Raw genomic sequence first — 25,064 nt, 5'->3', positions numbered from 1 at the left:
CGGTCGAAGCCGGGCTCGCCGGACCCGCCGGACCCGGCCGGCGACCGCCACGCCCGGCGCGGCCACGCCCGGCGCGGCCACGCCGGAACGGCCCCTGACCACCTGCCGGATCCGGCCAATCGCCGGTGGCGAAGGAGGGTCGACGCGGGGCCGAGCCTGCCCGGACCGGCGTCCACCTGCGCTTTCGAGAGAAGTCCTCGCCGCCCGTCACATTCGCGGCACGGCCTCCGTCAGTGCGGTGACAGGTCGGCGAGAAGGAACCCTGAGAGGGCGGTAACCATGGGCGGGACCAAGAAGTTCGCGGTGGTCGGTGCGACCGGTCGGGTCGGCCGGCACGTGGTCGAGCTGCTGCGGGCCGAGGGGCACCGGGTCGTGTCGGTGTCGCGTTCGACCGGCGTGGACGTGGTGACCGGTGAGGGGCTGGCGGAGGCGCTGCGCGGCGTGGACGTCATCATCGACGTGGCCAGCACGCCGTCGCCCGACCAGGACGAGGCGACGAAGTTCTTCACCTCGGCCGCCCGCAACCTGCACGAGGCCGGGCAGGCGGCCGGCGTGCGGTGGATGCTGGTCGTTTCGATCATCGGGATCGACGGCGCGAAGGCCGGGTACAACGCGGCCAAGCTGGCGCACGAGCGGGCGGCGCTCGCGGGGCCGCTGCCGGTGCGGATCCTGCGCGCCGCGCAGTTCGACGAGTTCGTCGAGCCGTACCTGCGGTGGGGCACCCAGGGCGAGGTGGCCTACCTGCCCAGGATGCGCACCCAGCTGGTCGCGGCGCGTGCCGTCGCCGCCGAACTGGCCGCCATGGCCACCGGCCCCGCGCCGACCGCTCCGGCGACGGCGCCGTTCCCGGAGGTCGCCGGTCCCCGCGAGGAGACCATGGCCGGCGCCGCCCGGCTGGTCGCCGCCCGGCGCGGCCTTCAGGTGGAGATCCGGGAGGTCGTCGACCCCGACGACCCCGACGCCGGGATGTACGCCGACGGCGCGCTGCTGCCCGGCGCGCACGCCACCCTCGCCGGCCCCACGTTCGAGGAATGGCTCACCGAGAGCCACTGACCTCGACTTCGAGCGGCCACCGGAGACCTGCCCGCCCGCCGGGTCCGGGTGGTCGAGGCGCTCCGGCCATGGCGGTGGCAACGCTCGGGGCATCCGCGGATGCCGCCAGCGCGGAATCCCGTCAGGGAAGCTCGTCCCAGGCGGCCGGTCGGGCCCATGGGGCGCGGAGCACGGTGCCGGGGCTCGGCGGCCCGGCCGAGACCGCCGCGGATCCCCACACCGCCGGACCGGGGGACCGGGTGCTGTGCTCCGATCAGCGTCGACCGGGTCGCCGGTCACGGTCATCGGTGCGGGCCTCGATGGCGCGCAGGACCGCGACCATGTCGGACCGCCCGTGCCCGAGCGCGACCGTCTCGCCGAACAGGGCGTGGCAGACGTCCAGCAGGGGTGAGGCCAGGCCGGACGCGCGGGCGGCCTCGGCGATGAGGCGGTTGTTGTTCAGCACGTCCCGGACGGCGGCCTGGACGGAGAGGTCGCCGTCCAGCAGCTTGGCCGCCTTCATGCGCGAGACGTCGCTGGCCATGGGCCCGGCGTCCAGGATGTCCAGGAAACGGCGCCGGTCCAGACCGTGCCGGTCGGCGAAGTGGAACGCCTCGGCGAGGCCGGTGACCATGGTGATCAGGAACAGGTTCACCGCGAGCTTGGTCAGCAGCGCGTTGGGCACGGGGCCGCAGTCGAAGGTCTCGTGGCACATGGGCGCCAGTGACGGCCGCACCGCGGCGACGTCGTCGGGGTCACCGGCCAGCATCCCGACCAGCCGCCCGGCCTCGGCGGGCACGCGCGACCCCGAGACCGGCGCCTCGACGTAACGGCCGCCCGCCTCCCGGATGTCGTCGCGCAGCCGACCGGAGTACTCCGGGGAGGTGGTCCCCATGTGAACGATGGTGCGGTCGGCGACGCGCTCGGCGAAGCCGGGGGCGCCGCGGCCGAGGACCTGGTCGATGGCGGTGTCGTCGGCCAGCATCAGGAACACGGTGCGGGCGCCGGCGAACACCTCGGCGGGTTCGGCGGCGACGACGGCCCCGGCCTCGCGCAGCGGTGCGGCGCGGGAGGGGGTGCGGTTCCAGACCAGCAGGGGGATCCCGGCCCGCGCCAGGTTGAGCGCCATGGGCCCGCCCATGACCCCGAGCCCGATGAAACCGGTGAGCACCAGGCACCGTCCTCCCCGAGCGCGGAGCGCTCCGACCACCGTGACCGCTGCCATGATAGGACCGGTTATGACCGCTGTCATGATGGTTGTGATGGCAACGAAATGGGAGGGGTGCGCGATGGTCGAACCGCGGCGAGGCCCCCGGGAGCGGATGGTGTTCAGCGCGGCCCAGCTCATCCGCCGGGACGGCGTCGAGGCCACGGGCCTGCGCGAGGTCGCCGCGCACGCGGGGGCTCCGCGCGGATCGCTCCAGCACTACTTCCCCGGCGGCAAGGAACAACTCGTCAACGAGGCGGTGGCGTGGGCGGGCCGGTACGCCGCCGACCGCGTGGCGCGGTTCGTGGCGGGGATGGACCGGCCGTCGCCGAGCGGGCTGCTGGCGGCGATGGCCGGTCAGTGGATCGACGAGTTCACGGCGTCGGGCTTCGACGCGGGCTGCCCGGTGGCGGCGGCGACGGTGGACCGGGCCCGCGCCAGCGCGTCCACCCGGACCGCCGCGGCCGAGGCGTTCGCCTGCTGGACCCGCCCGCTGGCCGAGGCGCTGACGGGCATGGGGGTGCCATCCGACCGCGCCCCCGGCCTGGCCACCGTGATGATCAGTGCCGTGGAGGGCGCCCTCCTGATCGCCCGCGCCGGACACGACACACGTCCGCTGACGGCGCTCGTCGAGGAGCTGGGCCCGCTGCTGGACACGGCCGTCACCGTCCCGCGCGCCTGAACGCGCAGGGCCGGCCGAACGCCCGGCGTTCGCCCGCCCCTCCCGCCGGACGGAGCGACCGGCCGCCTCCGGCCCGAGCGACCGCGACACGCGCTCGCTGACAGCGCTGAACCCGCTGGTGGACGCGGCCGCCAACGACCGCGTGCCGCGTTCGGCCTCCGGCCTGCGCCGAGCGTGACATGCCGTCGTCGACGGCGTTGGCCGACGCGTTGGCCGACGCGTTGGACCCGCTGCCGGATGCGGCCGTCACCGTCCCGCGCGTCCGAGCGCGCCGGGCGCGCGGAGGGGGCGGCGAGATAGGCCCCGGTGCCGTGCCGCCTCAGCCGTTGAGGGAGGTGAGCCAGGCGTCGAGCGTGCGTTGGGACGTCTGGAGCCGCGCGATGCTCGCGGCGACGCGGGCGCGTTCGCGCCGCAGGTGGGCGATCATGCCCGGGCAGGCGGCGGGGGCCAGGCGGTCGCCGTCGTCGTGGACGCAGTGCAGCAGCCGGGCGATGACCGCGGTGGGCAGGCCCGCGGCGAGCAGCGCGCGGATGTGCCGGACCTTGTCGGCGTCCGTCTCGCTGTAGTGGCGGTAGCCGTTGGGCAGCCGGGTCGGCCGCAGCAGGCCCTGCTCCTCGTAGTAACGCAGCAGCCGACGGCTGACTCCCGTCCGGTCGGCCAGCTCGCCGATCCTCACGCGCTCCTCCTGCTCGGTTGACCTTCACATGATGTGACGTCCTAACGTCCGACGCGTCAACGAACTTCCGTGTCGAGGGAGCGGCGATGTCGGGTGTGGTGGTCATCGGGGCGGGGCCGGGGATCGGCCGGTCGGTCGCCCTGCGGTTCGCGCGGGAGGGGCTGCCGGTGGCGGTGGTGGCCCGTACGCCCGCGACGGTGGAGGCGGTCGCCGCGGAGGCGGCCGGGCTGGGCGTGCGGGCCGTGCCGGTGACGGCCGACAGCGCGGACGAGACGGCGCTGCGGGCCGCGCTCGACGTGGCGGTCGACCGGCTCGGCCCGCCGGACGCGGTGGTGTACAACGCCGCGCTCGTCCGGCCGGACGCGCTCGGCGAGCTGCCGGTGCGCGCGCATCTGGACGCCTGGGCGGTCAACGTGCTGGGCGCGCTGACGGCGGCCGCCCACCTGCTCCCCGCGATGGCGGAACGCGGCTCCGGCTCGTTCCTGGTCACCGGCGGGATGCCCGAGGCCAGGCGCCGGTACGTGAGCCTGTCGCTGGGCAAGGCGGGCGTGCGGACGCTGGTAGAGCTCCTGGACCAGGAGTACGGCTCCTCGGGCGTGCACGTGGCCTCGGTCACCGTGGACGGCCCCGTCGCGCCCGGCACCGCGTTCGACCCCGACCTCATCGCCGAGCACTACTGGCGCCTGCACACCCAGCCCCGGCACCGGCGGGAACGGGAGGTCCTGCACGACGGCCCGGCCCCGGCGGGCACGGCCGTGCCCGCCCGGAAGCGGCCGTAGACGGCGGGAGCGCCACGGCCCTTGATATGTAGGAAAAATCCTACCTATTATGGGCCGCATGACGATCACGCGAGTTCAGCGTCTGTCCCTGCCCGTCTCCGACCAGGACCGGGCCAAGGAGTTCTACACCGGCGCCCTCGGCTTCGAGGTGGTCGGCGACGCGCCGGTGCCGTTCGCCGAGGGCGCCCGCTGGCTGGAGGTCGCCCCGCCCGGCGCCGACACCAGCATGGTCCTGGTGACCTGGCTGGACATGGAGCCCGGCACGGTCGGCGGCCTGATGCTGCGCAGCAGCGACCTGGACGGCGACCTGCGCCGCCTGCGCGACAGGGGCGTCCGGGCCGAGGGTCCGGTCGACACCCCCTGGGGGCGGCAGGTCACCTTCACCGACCCCGACGGCAACGCGTTCGTCCTCGAAGCCGCGGGCCGGGCGTGACCGCGACCGTCGACGACGTGTTCGCCGCGCTGGCCAGCCCGGTGCGCCGCGACCTGCTGCGGCTGCTGCTGGACGGCGAGCGCACGGTCAACGACCTGGCCGCCCACTTCGCCATGGCCCGGCCCAGCGTCTCCGAGCACCTGCGGGTGCTGCGCGAGACGGGGCTGGTCGCCGAGACCCGGCACGGCCGCGAACGCCGCTACCGCCTGGAGCCCGGCCCCCTCATGGGCCTGGCCGACTGGCTGCACCCCTACGAGCGCTTCTGGCGCCGCAAGCTGGCCGACCTGCGCACCGTACTGGACGAGGAGGACGACTCGTGAGCCTTCCCGACGTCGGCGACCCCCGCACCGTCCGGGTCGACACGTTCCTGCCGTACCCGCCCGCGCGGGTCTGGCGGGCGCTGACCGATCCGGAGCTGCTCGCCCGGTGGTTCCTGCCGTGCGACTTCCGGCTGGAGGTCGGGCACCGCTTCACCCTGGCCACCGAGCCGCGGCCCAACGTCCGGTTCGCGGGCGTCAGCCACTGCGAGGTCCTGGGGTTCGAGGTGGAGAGGATGCTCCGGTTCAGCTGGCACGACCCCGGCGAGGACAACGGCCTGGACTCCACCGTCACCTGGCGGCTGGAACCCGAGGGCACCGGCACCCGCCTGTTCCTCGAACACGACGGCTTCGACCCCGACAACCCCTACCAGGCGATGAGCCGCCGCATCATGGGCGGCCCGAACGGCTGGACCGGCGTCCTGGCCCGTCTCGCCGAGGCCCTCGCCTGACGGCCCCGGCGTCCGGAGGGCTCTCCCGGCCCTTCCGGACGCCGGTCAGGGCAGGATGGAGTCGACGTACCCGCCGTCGACGCGCAGCGCGCCCCCGGTGGTGGCCGACGCCTGGTCGGAGCTGAGGTAGACGACCATGTTGGCGATCTCCTCGGGCTCGATCAGCCGTTGCAGCAGCGACTGCGGCCGGTGCTCCCGCATGAAGGCCCGCTGGGCCTCCTCCCAGGGCAGGTCGCGGTCCACCAGCTCGTACACGAAGTCCTCCACGCCGCCGGTGCGCGTCGGCCCGGCGATGACGGAGTTGACCGTGACGCCGGTCCCGGCGGCCTGCTTGGCGAAGCCGCGGCCGACCGCCAGCAGCGCGGTCTTGGACATCCCGTAGTGGATCATCTCCGCCGGGATCGCCACGGCCGAGTCGCTGGCGATGTACTGGACGCGGCCCCACCGGCGCTCGGTCATGCCGGGCAGGTACCGCCGCGTCAGCCGGACGGCGGCCAGCACGTTCACCTCGAAGTAGCGCCGCCACTCCGCGTCGGTGATCTCCAGTGGGTCCCTGGCCCCGAAGACGCCGAGGTTGTTGACCAGGATGTCCACCTGGGGCAGCGCCTCCGCCGCCCGCTCGGCGCCGTCCTCGGCGGCGACGTCGGCGACCACCGGCACCAGGTCGGCCCCCGGGACCTCGCGGGTCAGGTGGCCGACGGCCCTCTCGACCCGTCCGGTGTCGCGGCCGTTGACGCCGACGCGGGCCCCCGACCGGGCCAGCCCCGCCGCGATCGCCGCGCCGATCCCCTGGGTGGAGCCGGTGACCAGCGCCGTTCGTCCCGTCAGGTCGATCAGCATGGGGCATCCCTTCGCGCGGCGGACCGGGTCCGCGAGATCATCTGGATCTCTCCCCGTCATAACCCGCGCGCCGGTCGGTAACCCGGGACCCCCGGCTACTTCACCGACCCCGCCGTCAGCCCGCCGATCAGGTACCGCTCGATGAAGACGAACAGGATCACCACCGGGACGATCGCGATCAGGGAGGTCGCGAAGAGGAAGTGCCAGTTCGCCTGGTACTGGGTCACGAACGACGGGATCGCCACCGTCAGCGGGCGGCGGTCGGGGGAGGAGGTCACCGTCAGCGCGACGATGTACTCGTTCCACGCCGCGATGAACGTGTAGACCACCGCCGTCACCACCCCCGGCAGGGAGACCGGGAGCGTCACCCGGGTCAGCGCCCCCATCCGGCCCGCGCCGTCCAGGAACGCCGCCTCCTCCAGCTCGCGCGGGATCGACGAGAAGTAGCCGTGCAGGATCCACACGCAGAACGGCAGGTTGAACGCCGCGTTCACCAGGATCAGCGCCAGCAGCGTGTCGGTCAGGTCCAGCGCGACCATCTCGCGGAAGATCCCGACGACCAGCGCGGTCGGCGCGAACATCTGCGTGACCAGCACCAGCAGCAGGAACGCGCCCCGGCCCCGGAAGCGGTTGCGCGCGGTGTAGTACGCCGCGGGCAGCGCGCACGCCAGCGTCACCAGCGTCGCGGCCGCCGACACCACCAGCGACACCTGGAGGTACTGCGCCACCGGGGCCGCCGACCACACGTCGACGAAGTTCGACCACTCCCACCGGTCGGGCAGGTAGGTGCCCGGCGAACGGGTCAGCTCGTGCTCGGGCTTGAGCGCGGTGAACAGCATCTGCAGGTACGGCAGCAGGAACACCAGCGCCACCAGCCAGCCCACCCCGGCCAGCACGACCGTGCGCGTACGCGTACGCGTCACCGGACCTCCTCCCGCCAGCGCGCGGCGCGCAGGTAGAGCAGCACCATCACCAGGATCAGCGCGAAGTTCACCACGGCCATCGCGGCGGACGTCCCGACGTCCTGGTCATAGAACGCGATCTTGTACATGAACGTGGTCGTGGTGTCGGTGGCGTGTCCCGGCCCGCCGCCGGTCATCGCCCAGATGATGGGGAACGAGTTGAAGACGTTGATCACATTGATGATCGCGGCGATGAGGACCGCGGGCCGCAGCAGCGGCAGCGTGATCGTGAAGTAGGTGCGCAGCGGGCCCGCGCCGTCCACCCGGGCCGCCTCGTACACCTCCGCCGGGATCGTCTGGAGTCCCGCCAGCACCACGAACGACGTGAACGGCAGCGACACGAAGATCGCCACCCACATCATCCACGCCAGCGCGGTCGTGGGATGGGCCAGCCAGTTCACCGGCTGGTCGATCAGCCCGGCGTCCAGCAGCAGCCGGTTGACCGGGCCGGAGTAGTTGTCCAGCAGCCACTTCCAGATCAGCGCGGTCATCAGCACCGACGCCGCCCAGGGGACGATCACCGCCCAGCGCACCACCCGGCGGCCGGGGAAGCGGGCGTTGAGGAGCTGCCCGAGCGCCAGCGACAGCACCAGCGTGACCAGCACGACGCCGCCGACCCACACCAGCGTGCGCGCCAGGACCGGCAGCAGGTCCTCGTCGGTGAACAGGTCCCGGTAGTTGCCGAGCCCGCGCGAGCCGAGCGTGACCCCGGACGAGCTGATCCTCAGCAGGGAGGTGCGGAACATCTCCACCACCGGCCACAGCACCACCGTGGTGATCAGCAGCAGGGACGGGCCCAGCCACAGCAGCGGCGTCAGCGCGCGCGCCGTCCGCCGGGCCGGGGCGCGGCGGCCGTGCCGGGCGCGGGGCGCGGCCCGGTCCGGCGCCGCGTCCCGCACCTTCATGTCCGGCAACTCAGCCGCTCTTCTCGGCCGTCTGCTGGATCTTGTCCAGCACCTTCTTGGGGTCCTGGTCGGCCACGCCGGTGCCCAGCTCCTGCTTCACCGCGCCGGCGACCGCCGACCAGGCGGGGTTGCCGGTGGGCGCGAACCGGGCGTTGGCCAGCGAGTCCACGAACGGCTTGAAGTACGGGTCCGCCCCCAGCGCCGTCGCCGCCGACTTGGTGACCGGCAGGAACTCCTCGGCCTTGAGGAACTTGGTGGCGTTGTCGGCCTGGTAGAAGAAGTTCAGGAAGCGGGTGACGGCCTCCTTGTTCTTGCCGTCGCCCTTCTTGAACGCCGCCAGGAAGTCCTGCACCGCGAGCGTGTTGTGCTCGGTCCCGGACCTGCTGGGCAGCGGCGCGACGCCGAAGTCCACCTTCTCCGGCACCTTGTTGATGAACGCGGCCCGCGCGAACGGCCCGTTGATCGCCATGCCGACCTTGCCCTGGGCGAACTGGTTGAACACCGTCTTGCGGTCGGTGCTCTCGGGGTTGGGCTGGGTGAGGCCGGCCTTGGTCAGGTCGCGCAGGAACGTGAGGGTGTCGACGTTGGCCTGCTGGTTGACGGTCCACTTGCCGGAGGCGTCGGTCCAGCCGCCGCCGTTGTTCATCGACCAGGAGTGGAACTCCGCCTGCGCCTCCTCGGGCCCGAGCGGCAGCCCGTACCCGATCGCGCCCGCCTTCTTGATCTTCTCGGCGGCGGCCTTCAGCTCGGCCCAGCTCCTGGGCGGCGCGGCGACCCCGGCCTTCTTGAACACGTCCTTGTTGTAGAACAGCTGGCGCGCGCTGGCGATGAACGGCAGGCCGTACTGCTCGCCGTTGTACTTGGCGCCGTCGACGAACGCGGGGCTGAAGTCGCCGAGCACCTGCGGCGAGACCACCTCGGACGCCTTGTAGACCAGGCCGTCACGGGCGAAGTCGGAGAAGGCGTTGTAGTTGAGGACGTCGGGGACCTGCCTGGTCTGGACGTAGGTCTTGACCTTGGCGTCCATCTGGGTCCAGTCGACCATCTCCAGCTGGACCTTGTAGCCGGCGTTCTTGGCCTCGAAGTCCTTGATCAGGTCTTTCCAGTAGTTCTCGGTGGTCGGCTGGCTGTAGACCGCCGCGACGAGCTTGATGGTCTTGCCGTCGGAGTCGCCGCCGCCGGACGAGGAGCCCTTGCCGCATCCGCCCGCGCCCAGGGCCACCGCGAGGCCCACGGCGAGCGTGCCGAGAAGGTGCCGTTTCATCTGTCCCGCCTTCGTCCCGGACGCGCATGAAGAAATGTGCGCGTTGCGAATGGTCTTTGAGCAGATACGCGCGTGGCCCCGAAGATAAGAGGTGGTCCGGACCGGTACAAGAGGCCGTTTACGTAAGAGTCTTAACCGTTATCCGCCATTTCTGCGTTCTCCACCTGGTCCGGTTCCTGTCCTGGGCTGGTCTGGTCGGGGGAGATGGTCGGAGGTGATTATCGTGGTGATCAGGTCACCCTCCGTCAATGTGCCCGCCACCCGCCCGTATCCCGGGGTTTCGTCCGTTTTTGACCGGGTAGTCCGGCGCCAACCCGCCCACGACCGGGCGGCGAAGCGGAACGACGAGGTGACGCGCATGAACTTCCGGACCGCGGCCGCCGTTGGCGCGGGCGCCACCGCCGCGGGCTACGCCGCCGCCCGTGCGGGCCGGACGGCGCTGCGCCGGTTCCGCCCGGGCCGGCGGCTGCTGACCGCCCTCGCCGACCGCTACCAGGGGAAACTCGACGACGCGGTACGGAGCCTGGAGACCAAGGCCGAACAGGGCGGGCCGCTGGTCAAGGCGGCGTTGGCCGGGGCGAAATCGCTCGGTGAAGGAAAATCACCGGTCCGGGCACTGCTGAGTTTCGGCTGGACCATGCTCAAGGAGACGCTGAAACGCATTTTCGGCGGCGGGAAAGCCAAACCCACCAACATCGTCGAGTACGTCGACGTCGGCGCGCCGCGCAGGCTGGTCTACGACCAGTTCACGCGGTTCCAGGAGTTCCCGTCGTTCATGAAGAAGGTGCAGAGCGTCGACCAGGTGGCCGACGAGAGGCTGCACTGGAAGGCGAAGATCTTCTGGTCGGCGCGGACCTGGGAGTCCACGATCGTCGAGCAGGTCCCTGACCGGCACATCACCTGGCGCTCCAAGGGCCCCAAGGGCCACGTGAACGGCACCGTCAGCTTCCACGAGCTGACCCCCGACCTCACCCGCGTCCTGCTCAACCTGGAGTACCACCCCAAGGGGCTGTTCGAGCGCACCGGCAACCTGTGGCGCGCCCAGGGCCGCCGCGTCCGCCTCGAACTCAAGCACTTCCGCCGCCACGTCATGACGCGGTCGCTGCTGAAGGCCGACGAGATCGAGGGCTGGCGCGGCGAGATCCGCGACAGCGAGGTCGTGCGCGCCCCCGACGAGGCCCCTGCCCGAGAGAGGACATCCAGCGTCCCGGCCGGATGACCGGCCGGGACGCCGAACCTTCCACACGGAGGAGACCACCTGATGAAGTCAGGAACCATCACCGGCCGGCTGCCGGTCGGCAAGCTCGCCAAGCGGCTGCCCATCGGCGGCCGCAAGAAGGGGCTGGCCCGCGTCCTGGACAGCGTCCCGACGCCCAAGCGCCTGCCCGGCGGCACCCGCGCCGCCGGAACCGCGGGCGGCCTGCTGCTCGGCGTCGGCGCGGCCGTGGCCGCCAACCAGGCCGTCAAGGGCATGAGCCGCCGCGAGGAGACCGAGGAGAACGACGCCCCCGCGAAGACCGAGTCCAAGGACACCTCCGCCAAGGCCGGGTCCGGCGACAAGCCCGACGCGAAGAAGGAGCGCAAGGACAACAGCTCCCCGGATGAGGGCGAGGAGAAGAAGGGCCTGTTCGGAGGCGTCAAGAACGCGCTCGGGAAGGTCTTCAAGCGCGGCGGCAAGGGCGGCGGCGGCAAGAAGGTCAAGCTGACCAACATCGTCGAGTACGTCGACGTCGGCGCGCCGCGCAGGCTGGCCTACGACCAGTTCACGCAGTTCCAGGAGTTCCCGTCGTTCATGAAGAAGGTGCAGAGCGTCGACCAGGTGGCCGACGAGAAGCTGCACTGGAAGGCGAAGATCTTCTGGTCGGCGCGGACCTGGGAGTCCACGATCGTCGAGCAGGTCCCCGACCGGCACATCGTGTGGCGCTCCAAGGGGTCCAAGGGCCACGTGGACGGCACGGTCAGCTTCCACGAGCTCGCCCCGAACCTGACGCGCGTCCTGGTCAACCTGGAGTACCACCCGCAGGGCCTGTTCGAGCGGACCGGCAACCTGTGGCGCGCCCAGGGCCGCCGCGTCCGGCTGGAGCTCAAGCACTTCCGCCGCCACGTCATGACGCAGTCGCTGCTGAAGGCCGACGAGATCGAGGGCTGGCGCGGCGAGATCCGCGACAGCGAGGTCGTCAAGTCCCACGAGGACGCCCTCGCCGAGGAGGAGAAGGCCGGGGCCAAGCAGGAGAACGTCGGCAAGGGCCGCGCCCGGAGCGGCAACGCGAAGTCCTCGGGCGCCCGCGAGGAGGACATGGAGACGGCCACGAAGTGACCGCGCGCCGTCCGGCGGGGCCGGCCCGGAGCCGGCCCCGTGCGGCGATCCTTCCGTCCTGACGCTGACTTTGCCGTTCCTTGGTGCGCCGATCGCACGTTGCGGGGATGTCTCTCCGCACTAAGGTGTGCGACGGAGAGTCATCGGGTCAGGATCCGGAAGGAAGGCTGGGCGATGCGCTGGGTGCTCATCGGCGTCCTCGTGGTGGCGGCGGTGGCCGGAAGCGGGATGGCGGGCACGCGCGAGTCGTCGGCGCGGGGCTGCGCACCCGACGGCGAGGAGCGTTCGCTGCTGGTGCGGTTCGTGGACGCGGCGTCGGGGACGATCGCCTTCTACGGGCGCGACGCGTTCTGCCCGCGCATCTACGAGCGGACCGCCGACCTTCAGGGCCGCGTGTAACGGTGCTTCACGCCCGGCGGGAAGTACTCCGGGTCGCCCGCGGGGCGTAGCCGGACGCGCGGACGCCGCCGCTCCTCCGGCACGTAGTGGGCGAACTCGCTGTTCAGCCGGCACAGGTGCACGCTGATCGACTCGGCGATCCGCTCCTCCAGTCCGGGCGCGTCGGTGAGGCCGGGGGACAGCTCGACCGTGACGGTGAGCGTGCGATCGCGGTCGCCGTCCTCGACCGACTCCATCACGAACCTGCCCGTGACGTGCCCGGCGACGCCCGGCTGCTCCAGGCCGACCGTGATGTTCTCCGGATGGACGTTCGCGCCGTAGAACGACACCGTGAAGTGGCTGCGCCCGAACACGTACACGAACGGCAGGTCCGGCCCGGTCACGCTCGGGCGGAACGCGTGCCGCTCCAGGAACGCCAGCATCGCGTCGTGCCCGACGACGCCGCCCTCGTCGGCGATGTGGTACCTGATCAGCGGGACGCCGTTGTCCCCGGTGAACAGCAGCGTGCCGTCCCGCTCCTCGAAGAACCGCACGGCCGGGTCGTACTGGACCAGCGTCGGCAGCCGGGACTCGCCGAACAGCTCGCGGGCGGCGGCGGGACGCCCGGCCAGGAAGCGGCGGATCTCGATCGACAGCGGGGTCTCGTTGCCGAGCACGCCCGCGTCGGCCGTCCCGTACAGGGAGGCGGTGTCGCGGACCGGGTCGTCCATGCCCGCGCGCTCGGCCACCAGCGTGCGCCACTCCTCGCTGAACACCTCGCCCGCCGTCACCAGCCTGATCCGGTAGGCGGGCCAGGGGACGCCCTCGGCCCGCCCGGTGTCGATCACGTCCTTGAGGAACGGCGGGTACCCCAGCAGCACCACCTGGTCGAACAGCGGCGCGAGCCGGGGGACCACCCGCAGGATCTCGCCCTTGTCACCGCCGGGCGCGACGACGGTGACCGGCAGGCCGCGCTCGGCCAGGCGGCGCAGGCAGGACAGCGTGTACAGGCCGCCGACCCAGGTGCCCAGCGCGAAGCAGACGACGGCGAGCGTGCGGCGTTCATGGACCCGGAACGCGTCGCGGAACACCTGCTCGAACCGGTCGGCGACCACGCGTTCGTCGTCGGCCGACCGCGGCCAGAACGTCGGCTCGCCGGTCGACCCCGACGACACCGCGATCATGTCGCCGACGACGCCGCCGCGGCACCGCTCCGGGAGCGGGTAGCGGCGGACGTAGTTGTCCTTGTCGGTCAGCGGCAGCCGGGTGAAGTCGTCGAACCGCTTGACCGTCCCCGGATCGACGCCGTGCTCGGCGAGGAACGCCCCGTACGCCGGAACGGTCGCGGCCACCCGGTGGAAGAGGGCGAGCGCCCGGCGCTCCGCAGACTCGGACATGCCCTCACAGTACTTCCGGGGGGACGAGGGTTTTCCATACGTTCTCGTGAGGTTGCCGCGGCCTTGCCCCGGGGAGCCCCATCCTGGCTTGGGGGTGTCGGATGGGAGGACGTCGTGTGCGCGCGCCGCGCCGGAAGCGGGAACGGCCGGTGCCGGAGGCCCCGGAGCGTTCCCTGGACCCGCGCGGCGACGACCTGGTCGTCCCCGGGCGGGGTGACAGCCTGGTGGACGCCGGGATCTACGTGGACGGCGAACGCGTGCACACCGCCACCGACCTGGCCGACACCTACCGGCTGCTGCGCGAGACCCCGGACGGCATGGCGTGGATCGGCCTGTACCGCCCCTCGGAGGCGCAGCTGGTGTCGCTGGCCGGGGAGTTCGGCCTGCACGAGCTGGCGGTCGAGGACGCGATCGTCGCCCACCAGCGCCCCAAGCTGGAACGCTACGGCGAGACGCTGTTCGTCGTGCTGCGCGCCGCCCGGTACGCCGACGACCGGGAGGAGGTGGACTTCGGCGAGGTCCACGTGTTCGTCGGCCGGGACTTCGTGGTGACGCTGCGGCACAGCGAGTCGCCCGACCTGGCCGAGGTCCGCGCCCGCGTCGAGAAGGCCCCCGACCTGCTGCGCCGCGGGCCCGAGGCCGTCCTCTACGCGATCATGGACGCGGTCGTGGACGGCTACGCGCCGGTCGTGGCGGGCCTGCAGAACGACATCGACGAGATCGAGACCCAGGTGTTCGGCGGCGACCCGGCGGTGTCGCGCCGCATCTACGAGCTGTCCCGCGAGACCGTGGAGTTCCAGCGCGCGACGCGCCCGTTCCCGGCGATCCTCTCGGGGTTGTCGGCGGGCTTCGACAAGTACGGCATCGACGAGGAGCTGCGCAGCTACCTGCGCGACGTCCACGACCACGCCACCACCGTCGTGGAACGCGTCGGGGACCTGCGCCAGAACCTCACCGACATCCTCAGCGTCAACGCGACCCTCGTGAACCAGGCCCAGAACGAGGAGATGAAGCACCTCACCGAGGCCAGCTACGCGCAGAGCGAGGAGGTCAAGAAGATCTCCGCCTGGGCCGCCATCCTGTTCGCCCCGACGCTGATCGGCACGATCTACGGGATGAACTTCGACCACATGCCCGAGCTGCACTGGGCGTTCGGCTACCCGTTCGCGGTGGCGCTGATGGCGCTGGTCTGCGCCGTCCTGCACGCCGTCTTCAAACGCCGCGACTGGCTGTGACCCGCGGCTGGGACCGGCTGACGGCGCGCGTGACGCCCGCGACGATCGTGGTCGCCAGCACCCAGCCCGCCAGGATCAGCGTGTAGGCGAGCCACTGGTACGCCCCGGTCGGCCGGAACGCCTTCTCCTGCCCGAAATCGATGATCGGCGGCAGCAGGTCCAGGGTGTGGAACGGCGGGTTGAACGGGGGAGCCTCGCCCGGCTTGAGCGGCTGCGGGGGACGGGCCTGGTAGGCGAGGGAGCCGGCCAGCGTCAACGCGACCAGCCAGCCCGCCGCCCGCATCGGCCGGAACCCGTACCCGACCGCGTAGTCCTGGAGATATCCCCAGACCTTCCCGTACAGCCGCAGCGTGCCGCGCCGCCGCTGCTTGGCGAGCTGCACGTTCCGCGCGGCCTTGTCGTCGCCGACCGCCAGGTAGGCGGCGGCGAGCTGCTCGTAGGAGTGCGGGACGTAACCGGCCTCGTCGCGTTCCAGCACCGCCACGCGCGGCTTGGCGGGCAGGCGCGGAAGCAGCGTCCCGAACGTCATCCCCTCCAGGGAGACCGAGTCGGGCCACACGTCCGGAAGGATGTGCAGCAGGCCGAGCTGCGAGCGCCGCAGGTTGACCGCCCCCGGATCGGCGCGGCGTCCCGCAGCCACAGCTCGCCGACGGTGGCGCTGCTGGCCCGGAGCGCCAGGCCGCCGGGGTGGGACAGGCGCGCCTCGGCGAGCACGAGCTGACCGGGGACCGTCGCGCCGCGCAGGTTGAGGCGCCCGGCGCAGCGCAGCCGGTTCGCGTACAGGGCGGACCCGACGGTGAGGGACTCGGCGTCCAGCGCGTCGCCGTCGCCGCGCAGGTCGGCGTCGTCGAGGGTGATCTGCCCGTTGACCGTGGTCCCGGCCATCCCCATGCCGCCCTCCACGACCAGGCCCCGCGCCCACACATCGCCCTCGACCGTCATGCGGTCCAGGCGCAGCGCCGTCTCGCCGGGCGGGCCGGTGACACGCGCGCCGTCCAGGAAGACCGCGCCGGAGACCCGCGCCCCGCCCAGCGACAGGGCGGCGCCGAACCGGCAGTCCGTGAGCCGCAGCATCCCGTCCACCTGCGCCGTCGCGGCGGGCAGGCCGGGCAGGACCGAGCCGCTGAGGGTGAGGTGCCGGGTCCGCGCGCCGTACAGCTGCGGACTCTCCTCGAACCGGCAGTGCGCCAGCCGCACCGCCCAGGCCACCTCGCCGTAGCGCAGGTCCAGCGTCCCGGTGATCCGCGCGCCCTCCACGCGCAGCGCCGCGACGTGGCCGTCGGCGGCGGCCCCGCCGAGCAGCAGCGTGCGCAGGACCTCGGCGCGGACGGTGCGCTCGGGCCCCCAGGAGCCGCCGTGCTCGGGGCCGTCGTCCGGGCCCTGCCGGAAGTCGACCGTCTCACCCCGGGGAAGGCCCACCACACGCGGCGTTCGGCGGGGGTCAGGCTGGCGATCTCCATCGCGGGGACCGTGCCGCGCGCCGTCCCGCGCTGTCAACGGGCGATCTCGGTCAGCGCACCCGGCCGTCCACGTACACCCACGCCCCCTCGTGCCGCGCGAACCGGCTGACCTCGTGCATCTCGCCGGTCTCGCGGCCCTGGACGTAGTGCGCGCGGAACTCGACCGTGCCCTCGTCGTTGAACGGCGTGCCGTCCACGCTGCGGACGATCTCCAGGCGCTCCCAGCGCAGCGCCGGGTCGAAGTCGATCCGGGGCGGCCGGGTCGCCGGGTGCCAGCTCTCGATCAGGTAGGCGGCGTCGTGCCGCGCGAACGCGCTGAACCGCGACCGCATGAGCTGCTCGGCCGTCGCCGCCTTGGCCTCCCCGCGGTGGAACCGCCCGCAGCACTCCCGGTAGGAGGCGGGCAGCCCGCAGGGGCAGGGGACGTCACGACGTTTGGCCATGCCCCCATTGTGACGTGCCGGACCAGGGCTGTGTTTCAAAAGCCCTGGCCTACGGCGCTCGCCCTGGGGGCTCGCTTCTCACCAGGTCTCGGCGAGCGCGGCATCGCTTCGCGATCTGACCGGCGGGCCCTCGCCTTCGGCTCCGGGCCCGCCGGTCAGGTCACGCGCTCGCGTGCGTGGCTGAGGCCCCCTGGGAGCAGGCCCAGGGCCACACGCCGCCCCGCGCCGCCTCGATCATCGGGATGACCGGCAGCGCCTCGTCGCCGGCCCCCTGGAACGTCAGCCAGCCCGGGACCTCCGGCACCCCGCCGTGCCTGGTCTGCCAGGCGTACGACGGGACGCCGAACTCCGGCAGGCTCCCGATCCAGTCGTCGACGACCACCACCCGGTCGTGCCCGGCGAACGCCTTCCGCACCGCCGCCCAGTCGCTCCGGCCCGGCGACGGCAGGTCCGACGCCCGCCACCGGTGCAGCGCGTGCAGCGGGGACTCGCCGGGCACCAGCGGGAACGCCCCGCCCTCCAGCGTCACGACGTCGGCCGACGCGCACAGCCGCGCGAGCGCGAGCCCGAACACGGCCGACCCGGGATGATCGTGATCGAGGGCGATGAGCGTCCGTCCCGGTATCCGCGGCATCGCCTCCAGCAGGAACCCGGCCGCCCTCTCCAGCGCCGGGGCCCAGCGCCGGTCCGCGACCGCGCGCCAGGCCGCCGCGATCCGCACCGGCCCGAGCCCGGCGGCGCGCACCGCGTCCGCGTCGCCGAGCCGTTCGGCGATCTCCATGGCGGCCTCGAACGGGAGCCCGGCCGCGTCCATGCGCCGCAGGCCGTGCAGCACCTCCTCCAGCGGCAGCAGGGGAGCGATCCGCTCCCAGCCGTCCCCGGAGGGCCGCCCGGCGCGCCCCGGCGCCGGGCGGCGGCCGTCGAGGGCGCGCCGGAAGACGGCGTTCTGGCGCTCGTCGCGGGCGACCGGGTGGACCAGCCGGATCACCTGCCCGAACCGGAACGGCCGCGGCACGCGGACCCCGCCGTTGTTCATCAGGTCGTGATGCGCGAACGACGGCAGCGCGAGACGGTGGCCCGCCGTGTCGCAGGACCGCGCCGCGGCCTCGTCGTAGAGCCGGACGACGGCGTCGGCGACGCCCCGCTTGACCGGCTTCGGCACCGCCCGCCCGTAGGTCGAGACCCAGTGCGCCAGCAGGTATCCCGGGTCGTCGGCCCGCCGCAGCACCGATCCGACGACCCGCCGCGACATCCCGTGCAGCCCGGCGTCGCGCCGCTCCGCGACGAACGCCGCCGCCCCCACCAGCGCCGGATACCGCATCGGCGTCGCGGTGCGCAGCCACTCCAGGAACGCGGCCGTCCACTCCGGGTCGCGCCGCGCCGCGTCCCGGACCGACGCCGCGAACGCGTTCCGCGCGTGCTCGGGCCACAGGAAGAAGGCGTCCCGGTACCCGATCCGGGTCACCGTGGACACGAACAGCCCCTCGATCTCCGCCTCCCTCCTCCGGCGCGCCCGCGAGCGGAACGGCCCGAGAAGGGATCGGGCCACGGGCTGGTGTCCGGCGGAGGGTGGGCCGTCCCGCCCGAAGGCGCGACCCGCCCCATCCCTCCCTGAGGGCATCCGTCGCCGGCGCACCGGGCCGTTCCGCCCGCGGACGCACCGGCAGCCTAGAACGCCCCACCGACATTCCCGGGCGGCGCGTCCGGCCCTCAGCGTTCGGGGCTCCAGCGCCGGCCGGCGTAGCGGGAGAGGGCCTGTTCCAGGGGTTCCCGGCCGGTGTGCAGGTCCGCCAGGCGGGAGAGCACGATCCACGGCTCGTCGTCCACGCCCGCGCGTTCCAGGTAGGGGCGGAACACCGGGTTGCGGTAGCGGGGGCGGGGGACCTCCGGGGCCGGCAGGACCGCCAGCGCCAGGTGCCCGCCCGACCTGCGCAGCGCGACGCGGCGGATCTCCCACCATCCGTAGCCGGTGTCCTGGCCGCCGTAGCGCAGGCGGATGCCGTTCGTGCCGATGAACAGCTCGTAGGGGCGGCTCAGCGCGCGCAGCCGCAGGTACGCGTCGCGTCCCAGCCACAGCGAGCCCGCCCCCAGCAGCAGGATGATCCCCAGGGTGAGGACGGAGCTTCCCTCGTCGCCCATCGACGCGACGGCCCCCACCAGGATGAACAGGGCGACGGGCAGGCAGAGGAGGTCGAACAGGATGCCGGCCGCCAGCTTCGCCTTGATGCCGGTGAAACGCGCCCACTCGGGAGCGGGCGTGGCCTGGGGCTGGGATTGGGACGGGGGCGGGGGAGTGTCGCGGAGCGTGACCATCTCCCGGATGGGGCCGTCGGGCAGCCAGCCGTCGCCCGGATCGGCCCCCGCGAAGCGGTCCAGCAGGTCGCCGGGGGTGGGGCGGTCCTCGGGCCGCTTGGCCAGGCACGCCCGCAGCACGTCCCGCAACGCCTCCGGCACCCCGTCCAGCCGGGGCTCCTCGTGCACGACCCGGTACAGCAGCGCGTGCGTGGCGCCCTCCCCGAACGGCCGCACCCCCGCCGCGTGGCACAGCACCATGCCCAGCGCGAACACGTCGGCCGCCGTCTCCACCTCGCCGCGCGCGATCTGCTCGGGGGCCATGAACCCCGGCGTCCCCGGCGCCGCCCCGGGCCGGGTCAGCGCGGTGGCGTCCAGCGCCCGCGCGATGCCGAAGTCGATGACCCGGGGGCCGTCGTCGAGCAGCAGGATGTTCGACGGCTTCAGGTCGCGGTGCACGATGCCGGCCGCGTGCACGGCCTCCAGAGCCTCGGCCAGGCCCGCGCCGAGCGCGACCAGCGAACGTTCCGGCAGCGCCCCGTGCCCGGCCAGCACCTCGGCCAGCGACGGCCCCGAGATGTAGGCCGTGACCAGCCACGGCGGGTCCGCGTGGGGGTCGGCGGCCACGATCTGCGCGGTGTGGAAGCCGCCGACCCGCCGCGCCGCCTCGACCTCGGCCGCGAACCGCCGCCGGAACTCGGGGTCCCGCGCCAGCTCCGGCCGGATGACCTTCACGGCCACCGCCCGCCCGCCGGGGGAGCGCCCGAGGAACACCTCGCCCATCCCGCCGCCGCCGAGCCTCGCCTCCAGCCGGTACCGCCCGACCTGCCGTGGGTCCGTGGGGGACAGCGCGTGCACCGGTGGGCACCTCCGGCCCTCGGACGGCGGGAACAGTCGCATTTTAAGGATCATGGGCGTCCGTGCCCGGTGTCTGGCCGGAGGCGGACGCGGCGGCGGCATGACGTCCGTCCCGTCCGGGTACGCCCGTCACATCGGCGACGGGACCCGAGGAAGGGACGCCATGACCACCACCGGTGTCGCCATCGACCTCCCGGGCGCCGTCCTGAACGGGGACCTCACCCTGCCCGACGAGGCGCGCGGCGTGGTGCTGTTCGCGCACGGCAGCGGAAGCTCCCGGCACAGCCCCCGCAACCGCGCGGTCGCCGACGGCCTGGTCGGGGCCGGGCTCGCCACGCTGCTGATGGACCTGCTCACCGAGGCCGAGGAGCGCTCCGACGCCGAGACCGGCGCGTTCCGGTTCGACATCGACCTGCTGGCCTCCCGCCTGACCCGGGCGATCGACTGGCTGGGGGAGCGGGCCGCGACCGCGTCCCTGCGGCTCGGCCTGTTCGGCGCGAGCACCGGGGCGGCGGCGGCCCTGGTGGCCGCCGCCCACCGCGAGGCACGCGTCGCCGCCGTCGTCTCCCGGGGCGGCCGCCCCGACCTGGCGGGCCCGGCCCTGGACCGCGTCCGCGCCCCCGTCCTGCTGCTGGTCGGCGCGCACGACCCCCAGGTCCTCCAGCTCAACGAGCTGGCCGCGCACCGCCTCCACGACCACGCCCTCACCGTGGTCCCCGGCGCGGGCCACCTGTTCGAGGAGCCGGGCACGCTGGAGCGGGTCACCGAGGAGGCCGTCGACTGGTTCCGCCGCCATCTCGCCTGACCCCGTCGGGGACACTGGCGGGCATGGACGACCCCCTTCTCCAGATCGCGATCGAGCCCCGGAGCCGGAACGGGCGGCGACGCCTGGCCGCGGCCGTCCGGCGGCTCACCGGGGAGGACCCGTCGCTCCCGGCGCGCGTCGACGAGGAGACCGGCCGGGCGGTCATCGGCGGCGCCGACGAGCGGGCCCTGACGGCCCTGGCCGACCGGATCGGCGCGGAGGCCGAGGTCGAGGCCGGCCGCCCGCGCGTCGTCCACCGCGAGACGATCCGCCGTCCCGCCGAGGGCGTCGAGTACGTCCACGCGCGGCAGGCGGGCTGCCCCAGCCATTTCGCCAAGGTCCGGATCACCGTCGAGCCGGCCGGGACGCCCTACGAGTTCGTCGACGAGTCCAGGGCCGACCGCATCCCGCGCGAGTACGTCCCGGCCGTGGACGAGGGCTGCCGGGAGGCGATGCGGCGCGGCGTCCTCGCCGCCGGGGCGATGACCGGCATCCGCGTGATCCTCCTCGGCGGCGCCTTCCACGAGATCGACTCCTCCGCACGCGCCTACCGGATCGCCGGGGCCGGCGCCCTCCGCAGAGCGGTCCGGCAGGCCGGCCCCGTCCTGCTCGAACCGGTCATGCTCGTCCGGGTCGCCGTCCCCGGCGAGCACGCGGACGCGGTCGTCGCCGACCTCGGCGCCCGCCGCGGCCTGGCCGAGGCCGCCCGCCGCCCCGGCGGGACCACCGTCGAGGCGCTGGTCCCCCTCGCGGAGATGCTCGGCTACGCGACCGACCTGCACGCGATGACCGCGGGCCGCGCCACTTACACGATGGTTCTCGATTCCTACGCCGAGGCCCCCGAGAACACCGCCTGACCCCTCCCGGAAAAGGCGCGGAAAAACCTTCGCTTTATCGGTGATCGGGCGTATAGCGTCGCACGCGTTCGTTTTCACGCGCGATACAAGTAAGGAGGGCTATGCCCGATGCGCACCACAATCCCTCACCTCTCCACCGTCCGGAACATCGGGATCATGGCCCATATCGACGCGGGAAAGACGACGACCACCGAACGCGTCCTGTTCTACACCGGCGTCTCCCACCGCATCGGCGAGGTCCATGACGGCGCGGCCGTCACCGACTGGATGAAGCAGGAACGCGACCGCGGCATCACCATCACCTCCGCCGCCGTCTCCTGCCGCTGGGCCCTGGACGGCGTCGAGCACACGATCAACCTCATCGACACGCCCGGCCACGTCGACTTCACCATCGAGGTCGAACGCTGCCTGCGCGTCCTCGACGGCGCGGTCGCGGTGTTCGACGGCGTCGCCGGGGTCGAGCCGCAGTCCGAGACGGTGTGGCGGCAGGCCGACCGGTACGGCGTCCCGCGCCTGTGCTTCGTCAACAAGCTCGACCGCACCGGCGCCGACCTGTCCCGCACCGTGGAGATGATCGCCGAACGCCTCGGCGCGCTCCCGCTGGTCGTCCAGCTCCCCGTCGGGGCCGAGGGCGGCTTCCGGGGCGTGATCGACCTGGTCGCGATGGAGGCCCTCCTCTGGCCCGCCGACGCCGGGCTCGGCGAGGCCCCCGAGACCGTCGCGGTCCCCGCCGGGCTGGCGGCCGAGGCCGAGCGCGCGCGTTCCCGCCTGCTGGGCGCGGTGGCCGAGCACGACGAGGAGTTCATGGAGACCTACCTCGGCGGCGACGAGCCCACCGAGGCGGAGACCCACGCCGCGATCCGCCGTCTCACGCTCTCCTCGGCGGCGACGCCGGTGCTGTGCGGGACCGCGTTCCGCAACAAGGGCGTGCAGCCCCTGCTGGACGCGATCGTGCGGTACCTGCCGTCGCCGCTGGACGTGCCGCCCGTCGAGGGCCGGCCCGCGGACGACGGCGCGCCACTGGCCGCGCTGGCGTTCAAGGTCATGAGCGACCGGCACCTGGGCCGCCTGACGTTCGTGCGCCTGTACTCGGGCCGCCTGGAGACCGGTGCGACCGTGCTGAACCCCCTGCGCGGACGGAAGGAGCGCATCGGCAAGATCTACCGGATGCGCGCCAACCGCCGCGAGGAGATCGGCGCGGCGGGCGCGGGCGACATCGTCGCGGTCATGGGCCTGAAACAGACCACGACCGGCGAGACGCTCTGCGACCCGGCGCACCCGGTGGTGCTGGACGCGATGGACTTCCCCGCCCCGGTGCTGGAGATCGCGGTCGAGCCGCGGACCCGGGCCGACCGGGAGAGGCTGACGCACGCGCTCGGGCGGCTGGCCGAGGAGGACCCCTCGTTCCAGGTCCGCGCCGACCCGCGCAGCGGCCAGACCATCGTCGGCGGCATGGGCGAGCTGCACCTGGAGATCCAGATCGACCGGCTGAGGGAGGAGTTCGACGTCGAGGCCAACGTCGGCCGGCCGCGCGTCGCCTACCGCGAGACGATCCGCCGGACCGTCGAGAAGGTGGACTTCACGTGGAAGAAGCAGTCCGGCGGCCACGGCCAGTACGCCAGGGTCCAGATCACCGTCGAGCCGATCACCGAGGGGGACGCGACCTACGAGTTCGTCAACCGGGTGACCGGCGGGCGCGTCCCGCGCGAGTACGTCCCGGCCGTCGACGCGGGCTGCCAGGAGGCCATGCGGAGCGGCGTCCTGGCGGGCTTCGAGATGACCGGCGTCCGCGTGACGCTGCTGGACGGCGACTTCCACGACGTGGACTCCTCGGAGCCGGCGTTCAAGACCGCCGGGTCGCGGGCGTTCCGGGAGGCGGTCCGGCGCGCCGGGCCCGTGCTGCTCGAACCGGTGATGGCCGTCGAGGTCACCACCCCCGACGAGTACACAGGCGAGGTCATCGGCGACATCGGCGCCCGGCGCGGCCAGGTCCGCGCCATGGGCGAGCGCCGGGGCGCACGCGTCGTGGAGGCGCTGGTGCCGCTCGCGGAGATGTTCGGCTACGTCGGGGACCTGCGCGGCCTGAGCTCAGGCCGCGCGGCGTACACGATGCTGCTCGACTCCTACGCGGAGGTCCCCGACGGCGTCGCGCGGCGGATCGTCGCGGCGGGCTGACCCGGCACGGCCCCCGGCCATGACGACGGCCCGGCGTGCCCCCGCGCACGCCGGGCCCACCCCGCCTGGCGGGGCCGTCAGGCCCGCCAGGCGGGCCGCCGCGCGTTGGTCACCCACCGCAGCAGCCACTCGGCGGGCCCGTACCGGTGCCCCCGCAGCCACCACGCGCTCGCCGCCAGCTGGAGCGCGAACACCACCACCGCGACACCGAGCGTCTCCAGCGGCGACAGCGCCCCGGCCAGCCCCAGCCCGATCCCGGTGAAGACCAGCAGCCCGGCCAGCGCCTGCCCGAGGTAGTTCGTCAGCGCCATCCGCCCCGCCGGGGCCAGCGCGTCCCGCACGGCCCCGCCCCACGGGGCGTGCACGACCCGCAGCAGCGTCGCCACGTACGCGGCGGTCAGCAGCGGCGCGGTGGCGAAGCTCGCGGCGACGGCGAAGGTGTCGGCGTTCCCGCCGCCGACCGCGTACAGCACGCCCCCGGCGATCCCGACCGGGAACCCGACGGCCTGGATCCGCCGCAGCACCGGCTCGTCGCCGCGCACGCCCACCAGCAGCCCGCGCCGCCCCACGACCATCCCGACCAGGAACGCCGCCAGCGCCGCCGGGCCCTGGAGCGACACCGCCTGCACGACCAGCAGCGGCAGCCCCGCCAGGTGCTCGCCGATGATGTCGCCCCACCCGCCGAGCAGGGCCCGCGTGGTCTGCTCGGCGTTGGCCAGCGCCTCGGCCCTGGCGGGCAGGAACGCCGACCGGTCCACCAGCAGCGCGCCCGCCACGAGGCTGAGCAGCACGGCGGCGTAGAGCCCGGCCGCCGTCCACAGCGCCGTGCGGTCCCGGACGTTCCGCATCAGGAGCAGCACCAGGCAGACGACCGCGTAGGTCGTCAGCACGTCCCCGCCGTACAGGAACACGATGTGCAGCGCCCCCAGCGCGAACAGCCCGCCGACCCGCCGCAGCATCCGCGGCCCGAACCGCGCCCCCGCCCGCGCCGCCGCGTCCATCTGCAACGTGAAGCTGTACCCGAACAGGAACGAGAACAGCAGATAGAACTTCATGTCCACGAACACCGACGACGTCATCCGCACGGCGTCGTCGAGAGGGGACGCGAAATCGGGATCGTCCACCAGGTTCCCCGGATATCCCGACGCCATGAAAGTGATGTTGACGAGGAAGATCCCCAGCAACGCGAATCCCCGCAGGGCGTCCACGTCACCGATCCGCGTCCTGGCCATCGCCAGTCGGTTGTCCATGCCCCCGAGTGAAACAACGCCGAGCCTCCCGGTAAGGAGACCCACACC

26 protein-coding genes are annotated in these 25,064 nt (G+C 73.3%); 13 read left to right on the top strand and 13 right to left on the bottom strand.

Going from position 1 to position 25,064, the window contains the following annotated elements; genetic code table 11:
• Positions 1-279: 279 nt before the first annotated feature.
• Positions 280-1,053, top strand: a complete 774-nt coding sequence (locus HNR61_RS15060; RefSeq protein ID WP_182843736.1) for an SDR family oxidoreductase — start codon at positions 280-282, stop codon at positions 1,051-1,053.
• Positions 1,054-1,306: 253 nt separating this feature from the next.
• Here the strand turns inward: HNR61_RS15060 and HNR61_RS15055 are convergent, their stop codons facing one another.
• The gene (locus HNR61_RS15055; RefSeq protein WP_182843735.1) at positions 1,307-2,203 is read right to left on the bottom strand and encodes an NAD(P)-dependent oxidoreductase; all 897 of its coding nucleotides are present in this window, start codon (positions 2,201-2,203) and stop codon (positions 1,307-1,309) included.
• Positions 2,204-2,294: 91 nt separating this feature from the next.
• On the opposite strand from HNR61_RS15055, the gene HNR61_RS15050 reads away from it, so the two are divergent.
• The gene (locus HNR61_RS15050) at positions 2,295-2,921 is read left to right on the top strand and encodes a TetR/AcrR family transcriptional regulator (RefSeq protein WP_220509324.1); all 627 of its coding nucleotides are present in this window, start codon (positions 2,295-2,297) and stop codon (positions 2,919-2,921) included.
• 319 nt (positions 2,922-3,240) lie between these two features.
• Here HNR61_RS15050 and HNR61_RS15045 read toward each other — a convergent pair whose 3' ends face one another.
• Complete coding sequence (locus HNR61_RS15045) at positions 3,241-3,597, bottom strand: MerR family transcriptional regulator (protein WP_182843734.1); 357 nt, start codon at positions 3,595-3,597, stop codon at positions 3,241-3,243.
• Positions 3,598-3,683: 86 nt separating this feature from the next.
• Between HNR61_RS15045 and HNR61_RS15040 the strand changes: the two genes are divergently transcribed.
• Genes HNR61_RS15040 through HNR61_RS15025 form a run of 4 tightly spaced genes read left to right on the top strand, consistent with a single transcriptional unit; the run spans position 3,684 to position 5,578 of the window.
• A complete protein-coding gene (locus HNR61_RS15040) occupies positions 3,684-4,376 on the top strand; it encodes an SDR family NAD(P)-dependent oxidoreductase (protein ID WP_182843733.1) in 693 nt (230 codons plus the stop codon).
• Between the two features lie 58 nt (positions 4,377-4,434).
• Positions 4,435-4,809 (top strand): VOC family protein, encoded by a 375-nt coding sequence (locus HNR61_RS15035; protein ID WP_182843732.1) that lies wholly within the window; start codon positions 4,435-4,437, stop codon positions 4,807-4,809.
• Positions 4,806-5,129 carry an ArsR/SmtB family transcription factor gene (locus HNR61_RS15030; protein WP_182843731.1) on the top strand — a complete coding sequence of 108 codons (324 nt, stop codon included), beginning with the start codon at positions 4,806-4,808 and terminating at the stop codon, positions 5,127-5,129. The genes HNR61_RS15035 and HNR61_RS15030 overlap by 4 nt, the downstream gene beginning before the upstream one ends.
• Positions 5,126-5,578: an SRPBCC family protein gene (locus HNR61_RS15025; RefSeq protein ID WP_182843730.1), complete on the top strand. Its 453-nt coding sequence runs from the start codon at positions 5,126-5,128 to the stop codon at positions 5,576-5,578. Before HNR61_RS15030 ends, HNR61_RS15025 begins: the two co-directional genes overlap by 4 nt.
• A 45-nt stretch (positions 5,579-5,623) precedes the next feature.
• Here HNR61_RS15025 and HNR61_RS15020 read toward each other — a convergent pair whose 3' ends face one another.
• The 4 genes from HNR61_RS15020 to HNR61_RS15005 all read right to left on the bottom strand — a co-directional run bounded on the left by HNR61_RS15020 (position 5,624) and on the right by HNR61_RS15005 (position 9,549).
• Positions 5,624-6,418, bottom strand: a complete 795-nt coding sequence (locus HNR61_RS15020; RefSeq protein WP_182843729.1) for an SDR family NAD(P)-dependent oxidoreductase — start codon at positions 6,416-6,418, stop codon at positions 5,624-5,626.
• A 95-nt stretch (positions 6,419-6,513) separates the two neighbouring features.
• On the bottom strand, positions 6,514-7,341 hold the full coding sequence (locus HNR61_RS15015) for a carbohydrate ABC transporter permease (RefSeq protein ID WP_182843728.1): 828 nt from the start codon (positions 7,339-7,341) through the stop codon (positions 6,514-6,516).
• Positions 7,338-8,285 (bottom strand): carbohydrate ABC transporter permease, encoded by a 948-nt coding sequence (locus HNR61_RS15010; RefSeq protein ID WP_182843727.1) that lies wholly within the window; start codon positions 8,283-8,285, stop codon positions 7,338-7,340. The genes HNR61_RS15015 and HNR61_RS15010 overlap by 4 nt, the downstream gene beginning before the upstream one ends.
• Positions 8,286-8,295: 10 nt before the next feature.
• A complete protein-coding gene (locus HNR61_RS15005; RefSeq protein WP_182843726.1) occupies positions 8,296-9,549 on the bottom strand; it encodes an extracellular solute-binding protein in 1,254 nt (417 codons plus the stop codon).
• Between the two features lie 358 nt (positions 9,550-9,907).
• Between HNR61_RS15005 and HNR61_RS15000 the strand changes: the two genes are divergently transcribed.
• From HNR61_RS15000 to HNR61_RS14990, 3 genes are all read left to right on the top strand, one after another.
• Positions 9,908-10,768, top strand: coding sequence for an SRPBCC family protein (locus HNR61_RS15000; protein WP_182843725.1), 861 nt, complete (start codon positions 9,908-9,910; stop codon positions 10,766-10,768).
• Positions 10,769-10,810: 42 nt separating this feature from the next.
• The gene (locus tag HNR61_RS14995) at positions 10,811-11,866 is read left to right on the top strand and encodes an SRPBCC family protein (protein WP_246442677.1); all 1,056 of its coding nucleotides are present in this window, start codon (positions 10,811-10,813) and stop codon (positions 11,864-11,866) included.
• Between the two features lie 174 nt (positions 11,867-12,040).
• A complete protein-coding gene (locus HNR61_RS14990) occupies positions 12,041-12,265 on the top strand; it encodes a hypothetical protein (RefSeq protein ID WP_182843724.1) in 225 nt (74 codons plus the stop codon).
• Here the strand turns inward: HNR61_RS14990 and HNR61_RS14985 are convergent.
• Positions 12,250-13,641, bottom strand: coding sequence for a phenylacetate--CoA ligase family protein (locus tag HNR61_RS14985; protein ID WP_182843723.1), 1,392 nt, complete (start codon positions 13,639-13,641; stop codon positions 12,250-12,252). The two genes, HNR61_RS14990 and HNR61_RS14985, sit on opposite strands and share 16 nt — an antisense overlap.
• 101 nt (positions 13,642-13,742) lie before the next feature.
• On the opposite strand from HNR61_RS14985, the gene HNR61_RS14980 reads away from it, so the two are divergent.
• Positions 13,743-14,876 carry a magnesium and cobalt transport protein CorA gene (locus tag HNR61_RS14980; protein ID WP_182843722.1) on the top strand — a complete coding sequence of 378 codons (1,134 nt, stop codon included), beginning with the start codon at positions 13,743-13,745 and terminating at the stop codon, positions 14,874-14,876.
• Here HNR61_RS14980 and HNR61_RS46825 read toward each other — a convergent pair.
• From HNR61_RS46825 to HNR61_RS14960, 5 genes are all read right to left on the bottom strand, one after another.
• Positions 14,854-15,435, bottom strand: a complete 582-nt coding sequence (locus HNR61_RS46825; RefSeq protein WP_220509323.1) for a hypothetical protein — start codon at positions 15,433-15,435, stop codon at positions 14,854-14,856. The genes HNR61_RS14980 and HNR61_RS46825 overlap by 23 nt on opposite strands.
• Positions 15,402-16,295, bottom strand: a complete 894-nt coding sequence (locus tag HNR61_RS46820; protein WP_220509322.1) for a hypothetical protein — start codon at positions 16,293-16,295, stop codon at positions 15,402-15,404. The genes HNR61_RS46825 and HNR61_RS46820 overlap by 34 nt, the downstream gene beginning before the upstream one ends.
• Before the next feature lie 91 nt (positions 16,296-16,386).
• On the bottom strand, positions 16,387-16,779 hold the full coding sequence (locus HNR61_RS14970) for a YchJ family protein (RefSeq protein ID WP_182843721.1): 393 nt from the start codon (positions 16,777-16,779) through the stop codon (positions 16,387-16,389).
• 160 nt (positions 16,780-16,939) lie between these two features.
• Positions 16,940-18,328 carry a hypothetical protein gene (locus HNR61_RS14965; RefSeq protein WP_182843720.1) on the bottom strand — a complete coding sequence of 463 codons (1,389 nt, stop codon included), beginning with the start codon at positions 18,326-18,328 and terminating at the stop codon, positions 16,940-16,942.
• A 161-nt stretch (positions 18,329-18,489) separates the two neighbouring features.
• Positions 18,490-19,971 carry a serine/threonine-protein kinase gene (locus HNR61_RS14960; protein ID WP_220509321.1) on the bottom strand — a complete coding sequence of 494 codons (1,482 nt, stop codon included), beginning with the start codon at positions 19,969-19,971 and terminating at the stop codon, positions 18,490-18,492.
• Between the two features lie 121 nt (positions 19,972-20,092).
• Here HNR61_RS14960 and HNR61_RS14955 point away from each other — a divergent pair, with 121 nt between their 5' ends.
• The 3 genes from HNR61_RS14955 to fusA all read left to right on the top strand — a co-directional run bounded on the left by HNR61_RS14955 (position 20,093) and on the right by fusA (position 23,766).
• Positions 20,093-20,734 (top strand): dienelactone hydrolase family protein, encoded by a 642-nt coding sequence (locus HNR61_RS14955; RefSeq protein ID WP_182843719.1) that lies wholly within the window; start codon positions 20,093-20,095, stop codon positions 20,732-20,734.
• 23 nt (positions 20,735-20,757) lie between these two features.
• Positions 20,758-21,591 (top strand): translation factor GTPase family protein, encoded by an 834-nt coding sequence (locus HNR61_RS14950; RefSeq protein WP_182843718.1) that lies wholly within the window; start codon positions 20,758-20,760, stop codon positions 21,589-21,591.
• Between the two features lie 108 nt (positions 21,592-21,699).
• Complete coding sequence (fusA, locus tag HNR61_RS14945) at positions 21,700-23,766, top strand: elongation factor G (RefSeq protein WP_182843717.1); 2,067 nt, start codon at positions 21,700-21,702, stop codon at positions 23,764-23,766.
• A gap of 77 nt (positions 23,767-23,843) precedes the next feature.
• Here fusA and HNR61_RS49160 read toward each other — a convergent pair whose 3' ends face one another.
• Positions 23,844-25,016 (bottom strand): DUF418 domain-containing protein, encoded by a 1,173-nt coding sequence (locus HNR61_RS49160; RefSeq protein ID WP_182843716.1) that lies wholly within the window; start codon positions 25,014-25,016, stop codon positions 23,844-23,846.
• Positions 25,017-25,064: the final 48 nt, after the last annotated feature.

Origin of the sequence: Actinomadura kijaniata (genome assembly GCF_014138665.1) — a bacterium.
Taxonomy (GTDB): Bacteria; Actinomycetota; Actinomycetes; order Streptosporangiales; family Streptosporangiaceae; genus Spirillospora; species Spirillospora kijaniata.
This window is presented reverse-complemented; position numbering and strand designations above follow the sequence as displayed.